16 protein-coding genes are annotated in these 15,804 nt (G+C 74.1%); 3 read left to right on the top strand and 13 right to left on the bottom strand.

The features are described 5' to 3' along the window. The 10 genes from ABZ457_RS06100 to ABZ457_RS06055 form a co-directional block, all read right to left on the bottom strand. Nucleotides 1-219, bottom strand: a complete 219-nt coding sequence (locus tag ABZ457_RS06100; RefSeq protein WP_359154374.1) for an LxmA leader domain family RiPP — start codon at nucleotides 217-219, stop codon at nucleotides 1-3. Between the two features lie 179 nt (nucleotides 220-398). Continuing rightward, nucleotides 399-1,409, bottom strand: coding sequence for a T3SS effector HopA1 family protein (locus tag ABZ457_RS06095; RefSeq protein WP_359154372.1), 1,011 nt, complete (start codon nucleotides 1,407-1,409; stop codon nucleotides 399-401). Next, nucleotides 1,406-2,482, bottom strand: a complete 1,077-nt coding sequence (gene lxmK, locus ABZ457_RS06090) for a class V lanthionine synthetase subunit LxmK (protein WP_359154370.1) — start codon at nucleotides 2,480-2,482, stop codon at nucleotides 1,406-1,408. Before lxmK ends, ABZ457_RS06095 begins: the two co-directional genes overlap by 4 nt. A 460-nt stretch (nucleotides 2,483-2,942) precedes the next feature. Continuing rightward, entirely contained in the window at nucleotides 2,943-3,626 is a 684-nt protein-coding gene (locus ABZ457_RS06085; protein WP_359154367.1) for a response regulator transcription factor, read from the bottom strand. Nucleotides 3,627-3,630: 4 nt separating this feature from the next. Next, nucleotides 3,631-4,443: a hypothetical protein gene (locus tag ABZ457_RS06080; protein WP_359154365.1), complete on the bottom strand. Its 813-nt coding sequence runs from the start codon at nucleotides 4,441-4,443 to the stop codon at nucleotides 3,631-3,633. 70 nt (nucleotides 4,444-4,513) lie between these two features. Continuing rightward, nucleotides 4,514-4,846 (bottom strand): transcriptional regulator, encoded by a 333-nt coding sequence (locus tag ABZ457_RS06075; protein ID WP_359154363.1) that lies wholly within the window; start codon nucleotides 4,844-4,846, stop codon nucleotides 4,514-4,516. Continuing rightward, the gene (locus tag ABZ457_RS06070) at nucleotides 4,843-5,322 is read right to left on the bottom strand and encodes a hypothetical protein (protein WP_359154361.1); all 480 of its coding nucleotides are present in this window, start codon (nucleotides 5,320-5,322) and stop codon (nucleotides 4,843-4,845) included. Before ABZ457_RS06070 ends, ABZ457_RS06075 begins: the two co-directional genes overlap by 4 nt. A 129-nt stretch (nucleotides 5,323-5,451) precedes the next feature. Further along, nucleotides 5,452-6,132: a response regulator transcription factor gene (locus tag ABZ457_RS06065; protein WP_359154359.1), complete on the bottom strand. Its 681-nt coding sequence runs from the start codon at nucleotides 6,130-6,132 to the stop codon at nucleotides 5,452-5,454. 153 nt (nucleotides 6,133-6,285) lie between these two features. After that, entirely contained in the window at nucleotides 6,286-7,557 is a 1,272-nt protein-coding gene (locus ABZ457_RS06060) for a DUF2092 domain-containing protein (protein WP_359154357.1), read from the bottom strand. Nucleotides 7,558-7,755: 198 nt separating this feature from the next. Then, nucleotides 7,756-8,766 carry a polyprenyl synthetase family protein gene (locus tag ABZ457_RS06055; RefSeq protein ID WP_359154355.1) on the bottom strand — a complete coding sequence of 337 codons (1,011 nt, stop codon included), beginning with the start codon at nucleotides 8,764-8,766 and terminating at the stop codon, nucleotides 7,756-7,758. A 213-nt stretch (nucleotides 8,767-8,979) separates the two neighbouring features. On the opposite strand from ABZ457_RS06055, the gene ABZ457_RS06050 reads away from it, so the two are divergent. Both ABZ457_RS06050 and fahA read left to right on the top strand, forming a co-directional pair. Beyond that, entirely contained in the window at nucleotides 8,980-11,070 is a 2,091-nt protein-coding gene (locus ABZ457_RS06050; protein WP_359154353.1) for a CocE/NonD family hydrolase, read from the top strand. Between the two features lie 142 nt (nucleotides 11,071-11,212). Continuing rightward, nucleotides 11,213-12,445, top strand: a complete 1,233-nt coding sequence (gene fahA / locus ABZ457_RS06045) for a fumarylacetoacetase (protein WP_359154351.1) — start codon at nucleotides 11,213-11,215, stop codon at nucleotides 12,443-12,445. A 58-nt stretch (nucleotides 12,446-12,503) separates the two neighbouring features. On the opposite strand, the gene ABZ457_RS06040 is transcribed toward fahA, so the two are convergent. Together ABZ457_RS06040 and ABZ457_RS06035 are read right to left on the bottom strand one after the other, a co-directional pair. After that, nucleotides 12,504-13,385 carry a carbohydrate-binding protein gene (locus ABZ457_RS06040; protein ID WP_359154349.1) on the bottom strand — a complete coding sequence of 294 codons (882 nt, stop codon included), beginning with the start codon at nucleotides 13,383-13,385 and terminating at the stop codon, nucleotides 12,504-12,506. A gap of 39 nt (nucleotides 13,386-13,424) precedes the next feature. After that, nucleotides 13,425-14,423: an AraC family transcriptional regulator gene (locus tag ABZ457_RS06035; protein WP_359154347.1), complete on the bottom strand. Its 999-nt coding sequence runs from the start codon at nucleotides 14,421-14,423 to the stop codon at nucleotides 13,425-13,427. A 227-nt stretch (nucleotides 14,424-14,650) separates the two neighbouring features. Between ABZ457_RS06035 and ABZ457_RS06030 the strand changes: the two genes are divergently transcribed. Continuing rightward, a complete protein-coding gene (locus ABZ457_RS06030; protein ID WP_359154416.1) occupies nucleotides 14,651-15,259 on the top strand; it encodes a Uma2 family endonuclease in 609 nt (202 codons plus the stop codon). A 5-nt stretch (nucleotides 15,260-15,264) separates the two neighbouring features. Here ABZ457_RS06030 and ABZ457_RS06025 read toward each other — a convergent pair whose 3' ends face one another. Beyond that, nucleotides 15,265-15,690: a hypothetical protein gene (locus ABZ457_RS06025; RefSeq protein WP_359154345.1), complete on the bottom strand. Its 426-nt coding sequence runs from the start codon at nucleotides 15,688-15,690 to the stop codon at nucleotides 15,265-15,267. Nucleotides 15,691-15,804 lie beyond the last annotated feature (114 nt).

Genomic DNA, 15,804 nt, shown 5'->3' with positions numbered 1-15,804 from the left:
TCAGCAGGTGATCTCGTAGGTGGCGCCGCTGACGGCGCTGGCGCCGGCGCTCGCCCAGGCGCCGCACTTGACGGAGCTGGCACGGGACGCGGCGACCGAGACACACACCCAGGTGGTCGCCGGCGCGCCGGCGGCGGCGCTGACGTTGAGCTCGTCGACCTCGGTGTAGGCGTCGTAGCCGGCGACGAGGTCCGCGATGACGGTGCTCTTGTTGCTCATGTTCTCTTCACTCTCGTTCAGTTCTGACCTGAATCCAGGGGGCGCGGTTACGCCCCCTGGAAAGCACTTCAGCCCTGGACGACGCGGCACCGCCGGACGGTCCCCCGGCACCGGGGTGCGGGTGGGGGCGGGGCGGGCCGCCTCCCGGACCGGGAAGGGCCGGTCCGGGAGGAGCGGTTTCAGGCAGCGGGCGGGCTGACGTTCTGCGAGGGGTCCTCGGGGTCGACACCGGCCCGCACGAGCAGGGTGCGCAGGACCCGGGGGAACGCGTCCGGGTCGTCGGCGGTGTCGACCAGCGCCTCGGCCAGGACCCCGGCGCGGTGCTGGCCGAAGCTCAGGCCCCGCATCGCGGGGGCGGGGTCGTTCGGCTCCCAGGCGGTGGCCACACCCGGCCGGAGCCGACGGGTGAACAGCGAGGTCTCCGGACCGACTCCGGGCAGGTCCCCGAGGACCGCGGCGAGCCCGGGCGCGAGATGGGCGCTGCTCTCGTCCAGGTAGACGACGAGCGCGTCCCGCCTCGGGTAGAGGTACTTGGAGGAGACGACCTTCGCCCGGTAGACCGCGCCGCAGTCCTCCAGGTGGTGCAGTGCGGTGCGCCAGATCGCCGGTGCGGCGGTCCAGTCGGTGATGTGGACGTAGACCCGCAGGAGTCCGGCGGACCGGTGCGGGGCCGTTCCCTCGACGAGGAAGAAGCCGGGGGACAGGGCCGGACGCAGTGGGGTGTTGACCACCTCGACGAGCGAGCCGGGAACCGCCCCTTCGGCGCCGCGCACCTGGTCGACGGGCACCCGGACACGGACGCCGCCCAGTTCCACGAGGTGGGTGTCCGTCCCGGGCCCGGCCATCAGCGCACGCAGGGTGGTGGCACGGTGCGGCACCCCCTCCGCGAGCAGCTTCTCGAACTCCGGGTCGCGCAGCCGGAAGGGCAGTCCCTCGTCGGCGACGTCGAGGCCGGCGTGCAGTTCCTGATAGAGCGCGTCGGCGAGCAGCCGCCGCAGCTCCCTCGGGCTGTCGGCCTCGATGGTCCGGCCGCCCACGGTCGCCCCCGAACGGTCCGGCAGTACCCGGACCGAGCGCCCCGCCCGAAGCAGCTCCGGGGCCGGCCCCTCACCGCCCGGTGTTCCGCCCGCGATTGCGGTGCCCGCCGCTCCGGCGCCGATGGTTCCGGTGCCGGTCGTTCCGCTGCTCATGACACGTCCTCGAATCCCAGAATGTGCGCGAACCTGTCCGGCGTCAGGAGGGCCCGCCGGCCGACACCCGCCGCGGCACGCTCGATGCCGGAGAGACGCTGCCCCTGCGCGGCGCCCGCGATCAGCCTGTCGAGCAGGTGCCATCCGGCGAACGCGGTGGCGCGGGCGGGAAAGCCCGCGTCGAGCGGGCGGGGCACGGAGCGGTAGCCCGTCCAGAAGCGGTGCACCAGCGGGAGCAGGCGCTCCATCCGTGCCGCTCCGCGCTGCAGTACCTGTTCGTGCGTCAGTTCCATGTCGGCGAAGGCGGATCCGGGGTCGCCGCGGTGGGTGACGATGTCCAGGACCGAGCGGTAGAGCCATTCACCGGCGAAGGAGCCGACGTCCCTGGCCGCGTCACCGGCACGGAATTCCTCCCAGTCCGTGAGAACGGGTGTCCCGTCCCCACGGACCAGGAGCTGGTCCACGCGCAGGTCGCAGTGGGTGGGCACCCCGGGGGCCTCCGCCTCCTGCCGCTGCAGCCGTTCGATCGCGTCGACGAGCGGCGCGTCGTGCTGCATCAGCCGCCACGCCTCAAGTTCGGCGTGACTGAGGCTGTTGTACAGCCCGAGCGGCATCCCGTGCAGGATCGAGGCGTCCGGGAGGGAGGGAGTGCTGTCGTCCAGCGGCCGGGCCGCGTCGGCCGCGTGCAGCAGACCGACGGTGCTGCCGACGGACTCGGCGAGGTCGCCCCCGAAGGTCTCGTCCACCATCAGCTCGGCGCCGCCGCGGGCCTCGATGCGCTCGAAGACGACGAGGTGTTCCGCCTCGTCGTGCCCCAGCATGACCGGCACACGGCCTCGCAGACCGGGCACGTCCCGGACGAAGTCCTCGAAGGACAGCAGCCGTGCCATCCGTGCCCGCATGTCGGGGCCGGGCCCCACGAGCCGCTTGACGAACACCTCGCGTCCGCCGGACGTGCGCCCGAGCCATGCCTGGTTGCGGCCGACCGGAGCGGTGACGGAGTCCCGCAGGAAGGCACCCGCGCCGATGCTGTCGAGCAGGGCGTCGACCGCGGGCACAGCACCCAGGTCCACCGGACGGAACCCCGTCGCACGCCGCTTCGCGCCGACTGCTTCCCGGACCGCGTCCGGGGCACCGGACACGACTGGTTCTGTTGTGAGCATGTGTCCCCCGTTGAAGATCTGCCTCGGCGGACGTCGGTTGTGCCGCTCTCCCGCCGGGGCACGACGAGTCTCGCCCCGCGACTCGGGGTCCCACCACCCGCCTCGGGTAGGCGGTGCGCCCCCGGTCGGCGGGCGGTTCACCGTCCGCCGACCGCCGGTCGGCGGTGCTTCCCCTGCTTCGGCGGGGTCCGGGGGCTCCGGGGCCTGCCATCGCCCGGCGCGGGGCGGGGCACGCGGCCGGAACGCGGCACGGCGGGCTCCGGCCGGAGTGACGGCCGGAGCCCGCCGTGTCATGGCGAGGCCGGGAGGGCGCGGTCCGCTGCCCCGTGGAGCAGGCCGCGGGCGTGTCCGTTGCGCAGGAGGCCGCGGGTCAGGCGGCGCACCCCGGCGGGGGCGAGGGCTGACGCACCTCCAGCTTCGCCCGGTCGGCGATCACGGCCGCCTGTACCCGGTTGGTGACGTTCAGCTTGGTGAGGATGTCGCTCACGCAGTCCTTGACGGTTGCCGTGCCGAGCCCGAGGCTGCGGCCGATACCGGCGTTGGGCAGCCCCTCCGCGAGCATCGCGAGCACATCCCGCTCGCGGGCGTTCAGCACCTGGGTGAGTCTGCGGGCCCGGGCCGTGTCCGCGTTGTCCTGGACCTCCGTGCCCAGTTCCCTCAGGAGCCGGGCGGACGCGAGCCGGGACAGGACCGTCGAGCCGGCGGCGAGCGCGCGGACCGAGGCCACGAGTTCCTCGGGACCTGTGTCCTGCAGCAGGCAGCCCGCCGCCCCGCGGCTCAGCGCGGTGAGGACGGGCTCGTCGGCGGAGGGCCCCGGCAGCACGGCGACCCGCGGCGGTCCGGGCAGTTCGAGCAGACCGTCGAGGACACGGAGTCCGTCGGCGGTCCACAACCGCAGGTCGAGCAACACCACATCCGGGCTGCGGCGCCGGGCCTCCGTCAGTGCGTCCGCCCCGCCCGCCTGACATGCCGTCATCCCGTCCGCCGCCTCGACGATCAGGCGCAGGCCGGCGCGCAGCAGCGGTTCGTCGTGGACGATCAGTGTCGTGATCACCCGCTCACCCCCGCGCCGCACGGCGGTTCTGCACCGCACGGAGCAGGAACATCCCGACGATGACGGCGAGCGAGACCCAGACGGCGTGGTCGGTGATGGTCTCCGCCAGGTCGACCGCAGGTTGCCCGATGGCGTAACCGAGAAGGGTGAACATGCCCGTCCACACCGCGGCGCCGACGGCGTTGAGGCCGAGGAACGCCCAGAGTCCCATCCCCACCCAGCCCGCCGACGCGAACGCCAGGGGACTGGGGACGAGGGGCAGCGGCGCGAGGACGACCGCGGCGGCGATGAACTTCCGGTTCCGGGCGCTGTCGGGGCCCGGTGGGCCGCCCCCGGCCGTGCCGGTGTCCCCCGGGGAGGCGGGGACGTCCTCACCCGGTGCCCCCGCGGAGGTCTCCGCCGGGGATCCGGCGGGTGAGGTGTCGGCCGCTGCGGCGGCAGGTCCGGGCGGGCCGGTGAGCATCCCGACGATGTTGCCGCCCCAGAGGCGGCCTGCCCACCAGAACACCCACGCGAACTTCATCATCCCGAAGACGCCCGCGGCGAAGGCGATCAGCAGCGGGGTGTCCCCGACGCGCGCTGCGGCGCCCGCGACGGTCATGGCCGTCTGGGTTCCCGTCAGCATTTCCAGCAGCACCGGGTGGGAGCCGATGAGCCAGGGCCGCAAGGGCCACATGGCGAATGAATAGGCGAACACCAGCCACATTCCGTACCAGCAGACGAGGTCTCTGGTCGACGGCGCTCCCGCCCACGGCAGCCAGGGCTTGTCGAGTGGGCGCGAGGAAGCGGCCGGTGCACTCCGGGTCTCGGTGGTCAAGCGAAACCTCTCAAGTGATGACCGGACAGATGGGGTGCGGGCCGCACGGGCGGCCCGCCGTCGGATGCGATCAGTCGGGAGGCAGGGCCTCCCTGTCGGCGCTCGAGGGGGCGTCCGCGAGGGCGACGATGCGGCGCAGTTCCGCGGTGTGCCCCGCCAGGGCACGCCGCCCGTCACGGGTGAGCCCGACCCAGGTACGGGGGTACGACGCCCCCCGCGTCTTGGTCACCTCCACGTACCCCGCCTCCTCCAGCACCTTGAGGTGCTTGCTGAGGACGGAGTCGCTCACCCCGAGGCTCTCCCGGACCCGGGAGAACTCCATGGCGTCGACGGCCGCCAGCAGGGAGCAGATCTGGAGCCGGTTCGGCGCATGGATCACCGCGTCGAAGCGGGGTTCGGTCACCGGCCCTCCCGCAGTTCCCGACGCACGGTCGTGTCGACGCGGTGCCCCATCACCACCGTGAGCACACCGGTGACCAGCCCCGCGCCGGCGACGGCCCAGGGGACGCCGAAGCCCCACTCCAGCGTCATACCGGATGCCACCAGCACCAGGCAGGCCAGCAGGTACGCCCCGAAGACGCGGGCCGCGCCGGGAGTGCTCGTGTAGCGGTCGAACGAGATGCCGCTGCTCCGCCTGAGGGCCCAGCCGAGCCCCAGGACCACGAGCACGAACGGCCCCATGGCCCAGTTGGCCCACCGCAGGCTGATGGACACGCAGACAAGAGCGAAGGCCAGCCCGAGGCCGCTGTGGAACCACCAGGGGCTCGACACGCTGTCGGCGACGCGCGCCCTTGAGGCCGCCGCCTCGCCCAACGCGCGACGAGCCGCCTCGGCGTCGGGCAGCCCGGAGGAGGTCGATGAGGGCGAGTTACTTTCCATATTGGAAAGTATAGAGGAACTGCTGTCCATCATGGCAAGTGGTTTCCGTGCTCCTGAACCTCGGCGGCCGGCCCGGGCACCGTCCGGGAGCGCCGACGGCCCGGCCGCCCGCAGTCCCGGTCGCCCGCGTCAGCCGGCGGCTTCCCGGCCCCGGGCCGCCCCGTCCGCCCCGGACGCGGCGCAGTTCAGCCCGTTGCGCTGGGCGAGCAGTGCCGCCTGCACGCGGTTGCCGACCTTCAGCTTGAGCAGGATGGCGCTGACGTGCTCCTTGACCGTGCTGACTCCCATGTGCAGCCTCGCCGCGATCCCCTGATTGGACAGCCCGTCCGTCAGGCAGCCCAGCACTTCCCGCTCGCGGGAGGTCAGGGAGGTGAGGAGGTCCCGGTCACCCCGCCCTCCCCGGGTCGCGAGGTAGCCGTCGATGACCTGGCGCCCGACCACCGGCGCGAGAACTCCTCCACCGCCCGCGAGGATCCGGACCGAGTGGACGAGCTGCTCCGGGGCCATGTCCTTGAGCAGGAACCCGTCCGCCCCGAGGCGCAGCGCGGCCGAGACGTGCTCCTCCCCGGCGAAAGCCGCGAGCACCGCCACCGCCGGCCGACCGGGCATGGTGCGCACATCGGCGAGGACGGAGAAGCCGTCCGCCGCCGGCATCGAGAAGCCGAGGAGCACCACGTCGGGCCGGCAGGCTCGGATCCGGGCGGCTGATTCGGCGCGGTCGCAGTCCGCGACCACCTCCATGTCGGGTTCCGCTCCCAGGATGCCGACCAGAGCCGAACGAGCCAGCGACTCCTCGTCCACAACGATCACGCGGATCACAGCACCTACCCCCGTTGGTAACCGATTGGTCAAATCATACTCACGGACGATCACCACCGGTCCGCCGCCCGCAGGCCCTCTCCAACAGGGCGCCCCGCCACCGGACTCCGGTGGCGGGGCGCGGGTTCACCCGGGAAACGGGCGTCAGCCCTTGGCGGCCTTGTTCGCCGCGTCGAGCAGCGCGTCCTTGGTGACGGCGCCGACGTAGACCGTGCCGTCGTCGGTCATCAGCGCGTTCACCAGGCGGGTCGAGAAGACCGTGCCCGTCCCGAACCTGCCGCTGACCTTGTCGCCGATGGAGTCCAGGAACTGGCCCGCCTCCGCCGGGAGTTCACCCTTCTCGGCCTGGCCCTTCCCGTTCCCGGACGCCTCGTCCGAGCCGCCGACGGTGAGGATCGACGTCCAGCCCTCGCCGATGACCTCCGGGCCCTCGGCGCCGAGCAGCCCGGCGGGCCCGCCCGGGAGTTCCGCGTCGTCCTTGCCCTTGGCCTTGTCCCGGCCCTGGTCGGCGCCGGACGCCTCCGCCGCCTTGTCCACCTCGTCGGCCTCGGTGATCTTCGCGCCCTTCGGCGGGGTGAAGTCGAAGGTGGACGCGGCGGGCTTGGCGAAGTCGACCCGGGTGAAGCCCGCGTCGATCACGGCCTTGCCGCCGCCGCTGGGCGTGAGGGTGAACTTCAGCGGGGTGCCGGTCTTCGCGTCGACCGCGATGGTGACCGACTTGACCGTCGAGCCCTTCTGCTCGGGCGCGACGACGAGCTGGTACGCGTCCCGGCCCGCGACCCGGGCCGTGCCGCCGACCCGGTAGGAGGTGGTGTCGCCGGAGAACTCCAGCAGCTCGTCGGCGAACTCCTTCGGGGTGGCGGGCAGTTCGGCGGACGGGTCCGGCTTCGCGTCCCCGCCGTGCTCGCCGGCGGGCTCCTCGGCCCGGAACGCCTCCTTCGAGGCGCTGTCCCAGGCCCAGACCTCGTCGCCGTTGCGGATGAGGCTGTACTCCTCGGAGCCGTCGACGAGGGTGAGCTTCTGGCGCTCCGGGCCGTCGGCCGCGATGCGCAGGGTGTGGGTGCCGGAGGCGAGTTCGGTCAGCTTGGCCCGCGGGTCGGCGGACGCGCCGTCGCCGGAGGCCCCCGCGACGGAGCCGAGGAGCCCGTCCATGGCCGGCAGCCCGAGGTCGGTGCTGATCTTCACCGTGCCGGAGAGCTGCTGGGTGTCCGAGGCCGCGATCTTCTCGATCAGCTCGCGGGCGGTGACCTTCGGCAGCTCGGGGTCACCGGAGTTGGCGAGCGCCGGCACGAGGCCGATGGTTCCCGCCGCCACACCGGCCACCGCCAGGGGGACGACATAGCGGGCGGCCCTGCGGCGGCCCACCGCGGGGCCCGGGGCCTCGCCGGTGGTGTGTGCGCTGTCGTTCGGTGCCATGGTGTGCCCTACCTCCGTGGTTGGTCAGGGGTGGTGTTGTCCATATGACCAAACGGACGGCCCCTCAGGCGTCAGCCCCCGGAAGCAAACCCGCGTACCCCTCGGGTATGACAACCGGCCCGGCCTCTCCCCCGTCCCGTAGGGGCGGAGCGCCCCCGGACTCGGGGTTACCGGCCCCGGCCCGGCGCACAAGGGGCGTCAGCCGGCGCGGTGCACCACCGCGTCGCACAGCTCCTCCAGGGCCGCCTTGGCATAGCCGTCCGGCAGCGGCGCGAGCATCGTCCGCGCCTCCTCGGCGTAGCGCACGGTCTCCCGGCGGGCCTGCTCCAGGGCGGGGTGGGCGCGGAGCAGGCGCAGGGCCTCCGCGTGCCGGGCGTCGTCGGCGAGGTCGCTCTCCAGCAGGGCGACCAGTTCGGCGTCCTCGGGCCGTCCGCCCGCCTCGGCCGCCGCGCGCAGCAGGAGGACGGGCAGGGTCGCGATGCCCTCGCGCAGGTCGGTGCCGGGGGTCTTGCCGGACTCGTGGGAGTCGGAGGCGATGTCGAGCACGTCGTCGGCGAGCTGGAAGGCCACGCCGAGCCGCTCGCCGTACTGGGTCAGGACCTCGGTGACCCGCTCCTCGGCGCCCGCCATCATCGCGCCGAAGCGGCAGGAGACGGCGACCAGCGAGCCGGTCTTGCCCGCGAGGACGTCGAGGTAGTGGTCGACCGGGTCGCGGCCGTCGCGCGGCCCCGCGGTCTCCAGGATCTGGCCGGTGACCAGGCGCTCGAACGCCTCCGCCTGGACCCGCACCGCCTCCGGGCCGAGGTCGGCCAGGATGTGCGAGGCGCGGGCGAAGAGGAAGTCGCCGGTCAGGACGGCCACCGAGTTGTCCCAGCGGGAATTGGCGCTGGGCACCCCGCGCCGCACCTCCGCCTCGTCCATCACGTCGTCGTGGTACAGCGTGGCGAGGTGGGTCAGCTCGACGACGACGGCCGAGGGCACGACACCCGGCGCGTAGGGGTCGCCGAACTGGGCGGCCAGCATCACCAGCAGCGGACGGAAACGCTTGCCGCCCGCGCGGACCAGGTGCTGGGCGGCCTCCGTGATGAAGGGCACCTCGCTCTTGGTGGCTTCGAGCAGGCCCTCCTCGACAGCCGACAGCCCGGTCTGGACATCGGCCTCAAGAGCCTGGTCCCGCACGCTCAGCCCGAACGGCCCGACGACGGTCACGAGGGGGTCTCCTGTCTGCTGACGATCACACGGATTGTCGATGTGTCGCTGGATTCGCTCATGTCAGCGTATCCGGTCGGCTTTCGATCACCGTGAGCGCCTTCCTGCACCCGCCGGTATGTTCTTTTCGATGCCGTCACGCCCGCTTTGCGCCGTCCGGCGGGAGGAGTTCCCGCTCCTCGGCACGCGGGCCGCCACCGGGAGGCACCGCCCATGCGCATCCGTACCGACCTGCCGTACGAGACCGCCCACGAGGACCTCCGCATCCCCCTGCCCGACGGCACCCGCCTCCACGCCCGCCTCTGGCGTCCGGTCTCCGGCGAACCGGTTCCCGCGCTGCTGGAGTACCTGCCGGACCGGCTCACCGACCGGACCGCGCCCCGCGACAGCCGGCGCCACCCCTGGTACGCCGGGCACGGGTACGCCTCGGTGCGGGTCGACGCGCGCGGGCACGGCAACAGCGAGGGGCTGCCCGGCGGCCCGTACGACGAGCGGGAGCTCGCGGACGGGGTCGCGGTCGTGGAGTGGCTGGCGGCGCGGCCTTGGTGCACCGGCCGGGTGGGCATGTTCGGGATCGGCCGGGGCGGCGGCGACGCCCTGAGGATCGCCGCCCGCGCGCCCGGGCCGCTCAAGGCGGTCGTCGCGGTCTGCGCGCCGGACGACCGGTACGACAACAATGTCCACTACCTGGGCGGCTCCGTCCTCGCCACGGGGACGCACGCCCGGTCCGCGGCCGCGCTGGCCCTGGTCGTCCGCCCGCCGGACCCGCTGCACGCCGGGGAGGGCTGGCGGGAGCAGTGGCTGGAGCGGCTGGAGGCGGTGGAACCGCCCGTGCGCACCTGGCTCGCCCACCAGCTCCGCGACGACTACTGGCGCGGCGACGACGGGTGCGACGGCGACGGGCGCGGCGACGACGGGTGCGACGGCGACGGGCGCGGCGACGACGGGCGCGGCGACGACGGGCGCAGCGGCGGCGTCCGCGAGGACCGCTCCGCGATCCGGGCGGCCGTCCTCGCGGTGGGCGGCCGGCACGACCCGTACCGGGACACCGTGCTGCGGCTGGTCGAGCAGCTGCCCGCGGACCGGGTGCGCGGGCTGATCGGGCCCTGGTCGCACCAGTACCCGGACCGGGACCTGCCGTCCGGCCCGGCGATCGGCTTCCTCCAGGAGACCCTGCGCTGGTGGGACCGGCATCTGAAGGACGCGGACAACGACGTCATGGACGAGCCCCTGCTGCGCTCCTGGATCAGCGCCTCGCACCGGCCGCCCGCCGCCTGCCCCGACCCGCCCGGCCGCTGGGTCGGGGACCCGGCGTGGCCCTCCCCGTACGTCACCCCGGTGGCCTACGCGCTGGCCGGCGATCCGGTCCTGGTGCGCTCCCCGCAGCGGACCGGCCTCGACGCCGGCCGGTTCCTCCCGCGCGGCGAGGACGCCGATCTGCCGCCCGACCAGCGCGAGGAGGACGCCCGCTCGGCGAGCTTCGAGTTCCCCGTGGCCGGGGCCCCGGTGGAGATCCTGGGACGGCCCCGGGTGACCCTGCGGCTGCGCGCGGAGGCCCCGCGCGGGCAGGTGGCCGCCCGGCTCTGCGACGTGGCCCCGGACGGCTCCTCGACCCTGGTGACCCGGGGCGTGCTCAACCTCTCCGCCCGCCGGGGCCCGGACCGGGCCGTGCCCTGGCCCCCCGGGGAGAGCGAGGAGGTGACCTTCGAGCTGGCCGGCGCCGGGTACGCCTTCCCGCCGGGCCACCGCATCCGGCTCGCGGTCTCCTCGGCGTACTGGCCCTGGATCTGGCCGCAGCCGGACGCGGGCGGCTTCACCCTGGACCCGGCGGGCTCCCGGCTGGAGCTGCCCGTACGTGACGCGGCCGCCCACCCCGAGGACGCCGGCATCCGCTTCGAGGAGCCCGAGCAGTCCGAACCCGTCCAGGTCACCGTCCCCGCCACCCTCGACGAACCGCGCCCCGAGCGGCTGGTGGTCCGGGACGTGGCCGCGGGCACCTGGCGGCTGGAGGCGGACCCGCACCTCGGGACCCGGGTCCACCCGGACGGTCTGGAGTTCACCGAGGACGCCGTCGAGACGTACACGATCCAGGAGGACGACCCCCTCTCCGCCCACGCCCGCGCCGACTGGACCGTCCGCCTCCACCGCCCCGAACTCGCCTGGGACGTGCGGATCACCACCCGCTCGGAGCTCTCCTGCGACGCGGCGGACTTCGTCACCGCGGACGAGGTCGTCTGCCGGGACGGCGACGAGGTCGTCTTCCACCGCACCTGGGAGCGGCGCATCCCGCGCACGGCAGGCTGAGCGGCCGCCCGGACGGGGTTCCGGGGCCGGGTCCCGGCGGGCTGAGCACGAGGGGCCGCCGGGCGGCGCGGGGCACCGGTGTGGCGGGCGGCGCGCCCACGTAACGTGTCGTCCACACCCGTGGAAAGCGAGGCAGGCACCGATGTCCGAGCAGAGCCCGCTCGACGTGGCCGAGGGCGATCCCTTCGGCCCGCACAACCTCCCGTACGGCGTCTTCACCACCGCGGACGACCCCGAGCGCCGCAGGCTCGGTGTGCGGATCGGCGATCACGTCCTGGACGCCGGGGCGGCCGCCCTCGCCCTCGGCTCCCCCTACGCGGACCTGCTCGGCCGGCCGAGCCTCAACCCCCTGCTGGCGGCCGGGCGGACCGTCTGGCGTGATGTGCGCCGCGCCCTCACCGCCTGGGTCACCGTCCCCGCCCACCGGCCGGACATAGAGCCCCTGCTGCACCCGCTCTCCGCCGTGACCATGCACCTGCCGTACGAGGTGGCCGACTACGTCGACTTCTACGCCAGCGAGCACCACGCGACCAACGTGGGCCGGATCTTCCGCCCGGACGGCGACGCGCTCACCCCCAACTGGAAGCACCTGCCCATCGGTTACCACGGCCGCTCCGGCACGATCGTGGTCTCCGGGACGGACGTGGCACGCCCCTCCGGGCAGCGCAAGGCGCCCACCGACCCGGCGCCGGTCTTCGGACCGTCCGTGAAGCTGGACATCGAGGCCGAGGTCGGCTTCGTCGTCGGCACCCCGTCCGCGCTCGGCACCCCCGTCCCGCTCGACTCCTTCCGCGACCATGTCTTCGGGCTGTTCCTGCTCAACGACTGGTCGGCGCGGGACATCCAGGCGTGGGAGTACGTGCCGCTCGGCCCGTTCCTGGGCAAGTCCTTCGCCACCTCGGTCTCCGCGTGGGTGACCCCGCTGGAGGCCCTGGACGCGGCCCGGACCGCGCCGCCCGCCCGGGACTTCGACCTCCTGCCGTACCTGGACGACTCCGCGGAGGAGGAGCCCGGCGGCTTCGACCTGCGGATCTCGGTGGCGATCAACGGCACGGTGGTCGCGGAGCCGCCGTTCGCCTCGATGTACTGGACGGCGGCCCAGCAGCTCACCCATATGACCGTGAACGGCGCGTCCCTGCGCACCGGTGACGTGTACGGCTCCGGCACGGTGAGCGGTCCCGAGGTGAACCAGCGCGGCTCCCTGCTGGAGCTGACCTGGAACGGCCGCGACGCCATCGAACTCCCGGACGGCAAGCGCACCTTCCTGGAGGACGGCGACGAGGTCACCCTCACGGCCTGGGCCCCGGGCCCGGACGGGGTGCGTGTCGGGTTCGGCGAAGTCACCGGCCGGATCGTTCCGTCTGCTTCTTTCTGAGGCTCGGTTCGGGGCGGACGCCGGGCCCGGAACGGGGCGGAAGGGCTCCCGGGCCCGGTCAGGCGGCGCGCCAGAGGGCGGGGACGGACGGGGGTTCCCAGCCCGGCTGGGCCAGGTGGGCCTGGAGGCACACATAGGCCGCGCCGCCGTGGGTGACCCGGTCGCCCGCCGCGTAGGACGCCCCGGCGCGCCAGGCCCCGCCCGGCGGCGGGGTGGTCGGGCCGCCGGTCGGGGAGGGCCCCGGGCCCGGCTGCTGGGCCACGTCCAGCACGAAGTCGAACGCCGCCTCCCGGGCGCCGCCCGCGTCCCGCACGGTCATCAGCAGCCGGGGGTCGAACAGCGCGTCGGTGTTGTTGCGCGGTTCGCCCGGGAAGTAGAGCTGCGTGGTCAGCACCGGCCGCCCGGGGGCCTGCGCCTTGACGTGCAGGTGGCGGGTGCGCCCCGGGTACAGGCCCGGCACGATCGTGGTGAGGCGGAACGCGCCCTGCGCGTCGGTGAACTGGTGCCCGCGGAAGCGGAACCCCGTGTTGTCGTAGGCGCCGTTGACGTCCGCCTGCCAGAAGTCGAGCAGGACGCCCGGGATCGGGCGGCAGGCCCGCCCGAAGACGTACCCCGTCACGGTCAGCCGGGTGCCGGGGGTGCCCGGCTCCAGGAGTGAGGTCCTGCGGGGCGAGTCGGGCTTGAAGTAGGGGCCCTCCATCTGCGGCGGCGTGGGGTCGTCGCCGTCGTCGCACTGCGGGGTGGGTTCGAGGTCCGTGGCCGTGTCCGGCGCGGTACGGGCCAGGGCCGGAACGCCGATCAGGGCGGCCGGGGCCGCGACCGACGCGGCGAGCGCGGCCCGCAGCACGGTCTTGCGGCTGGGACGCCGGTCGGGGGTGGTGCCGCCGGGGGTGGCCGCCTCACCGGGGGTGGTCCCGTCGGGGGTGGTGTCGCCGTCCATGCCTGCTCCTTGTGGGGGCTTCGGGGATCGGCACCGAACCTAGGCGGGCGCACCCGGGCGATCGATGGACGGAACCCGGGGGACGTGGTGAATACCGCCCGGGCCCGCCCCGCCCGCGCCGTCCGCCCCACCGCCCGTCTCGCCGTTCGCCCCGCCGCCGCGCCGGAACTCGCCGGGGCTGAGCCCGGTCTCGCGGCGGAAGAAGCGGCAGAAGTAGGCGGGGTCCGTGAAGCCGGTCCGGGCCGCGACCTGACGGACCGACAGCCCGGTCCGGGCCAGCAGCCGTTTGGCCTCGTGGGCGCGGGCCTCACGGACCAGTCGGCCGGGTGTGCGGCCGGTGGCCGCCTTCACCGCCTCGGTGAGGTACCCGGTGGTGACGCCGATGCGCCGGGCGCAGCCGCGCACCGACCACAGGGCCGGGTCGCCCGCCGTGACCAGGCGGACGAACTCCTCGGCGACCGCGCCGGAGCGCCCGGACACCGGGGCGGCCCCGGCGGGGCCCGCCGCGCGGGCCGCCCGGACCACGAGGACGTGCAGCAGGGCGCGCAGCACCGAGCCGAAGCCCTCGGCGCCCCGCCGGTGCTCCGCGGCCAGCTCGGCCAGAAGCAGGGCGGTCTCCGCGCCGGCCGCCGCGTCAGGCGTCCGCCAGGGCCGTCCGGCGAGGGCGCGCAGCAGGTCCCGGTCGCCGGGGTGGTCGAGCAGGAAGTCCTCCGTGAACAGCACCACGGTCCCGTCCAGTCCGTGGGCGTCCTCCCAGTGGTGGACCTGTCCGGGCGCGATCACCCCGAGATGCGGCGGGTCCAGCTCCCAGCGGGCGAGGTCGACCACATGGGCGCCGGTGCCTCCGGTGACATGGACGATCTCCCAGAAGGTGTGCCGGTGCGGGAAGTCGGCCCGGGACAGCGGCCCGATGGTGTCGAAGGTGCCGATCGCGAACGGCACCGCGTTCGGCATCGGCACCTCCAGCCGGTGCATCGGCCAGACGCCCTCCGGGGGCGTCGGGCAGGGGGTCCCCGGCGGGACGGTCGTGCCGCGCATCGCCTCTCCTCTCCACGGCCCCGGTCCGGGCGCGGGGGCCGCGACAACCTCGTTCCGGTCCAGACCAATCGGCGCGGGGCCACCCTGCCACGCGGTGGCGACCGGACGGAACCCCGCCTCCGCGCCCGTCAACCAGAGGCGACCCGTACACACGTTCGCGGGGTGTTGATCCCATTGATCCGGATACGCTGGACGGGGCCGCGAGACTCCGTCGCATGGGAGCACTGATGAGCGTGGAACCGACGGCACAGCAGGCCGAGTGGCCGGTCCCGCCCGTGGGCGGCTGGACCGCCGACGACCTGGACACGCTTCCGAACCTGCCTCCGCACACGGAGCTGATCGACGGGAGCCTCGTCTTCGTGAGTCCGCAGACCCTCTTCCACTCGCGTGCCGTGGACTTCTTCACCTGGCAGTTGCATGCGCTGGCGCCCGAGGACTTCGAGGTCGTCCGCGAGTTCACCATCGACGTCGACCGCCAGAACCGGCCCGAACCGGATGTCGTCGTCGTCCCGGAGCATGTGATCCAGGACCCGGAGCAGACCCGCTTCCCGGCGCAGACCGTGCTGCTGGCGATCGAGGTGGTGTCCCCCGAGTCCCTGACCCGGGACCGGGAGACCAAGCCGCTCAAGTACGCCCGCGCCAAGATCCCTCACTACTGGCGCGTGGAGAACGAGGCCGGCAAGGCGGTCGTGTACGTCTTCGACCTGGAGCCGTCCACCGGCGTGTACACCCCCACCGGGATCTTCCGTGAACGGCTGAAGGTCGACGCCCCGTTCGCCGTGGACCTGGATCTCACGGAGATCACCGCCAAGCGGCGCCGCGCCCGGCCCTCGTAGCCGCGTTAGCCGCCGGGGCGCAATTCGATCAGGCGGGCGATGGTGACGAGGCTCCCGCCCGCCAGAAGGAGGGCCACGCCGACGGCGTGGAGGCGGTGGCGGCCGTGGCGGAGGTCGGAGACGCACGCGGCGAGGACCACCGCGGACGCGATGACGCCGAGCGCGCCCGCCACCGCGGTGGCCCAGTACACCCAGGTGTGCTCGCCGAAGAAGCGCAGCACGAGGAGGGCCGGGGCCAGCAGGACCACCGGCCAGGTGCCGGCCCGGGCGGCATCGGAATCAGGATCGGCATCGGGGTCGTCCGGGGTGCCGGGGGCCTCGGAGGTGCCGGGGGCCTCGGGCCCCGAGGGCCCGGTCTCCGGCTCGGCCCGGTCCCGCTCCTCCGCGGTGGTCGCCGCCGCCCCGTCCTCGTCGTGCCGGTCGCTGCTCATTCGTTCCCCCATGGCTCCTGCCCGCTCGTGCCGTCGTCCCGTGGCGGGGCACTGGTCGGGTGCCCGCCGTGACAGAGGACGCGGGCGGGGGCGGCCGGGTTGACCACGGGAGGG

The sequence above is a fragment of the Streptomyces sp. NPDC005805 genome, assembly GCF_040630445.1.
Taxonomy (GTDB): domain Bacteria; phylum Actinomycetota; class Actinomycetes; order Streptomycetales; family Streptomycetaceae; genus Streptomyces.
This window is presented reverse-complemented; position numbering and strand designations above follow the sequence as displayed.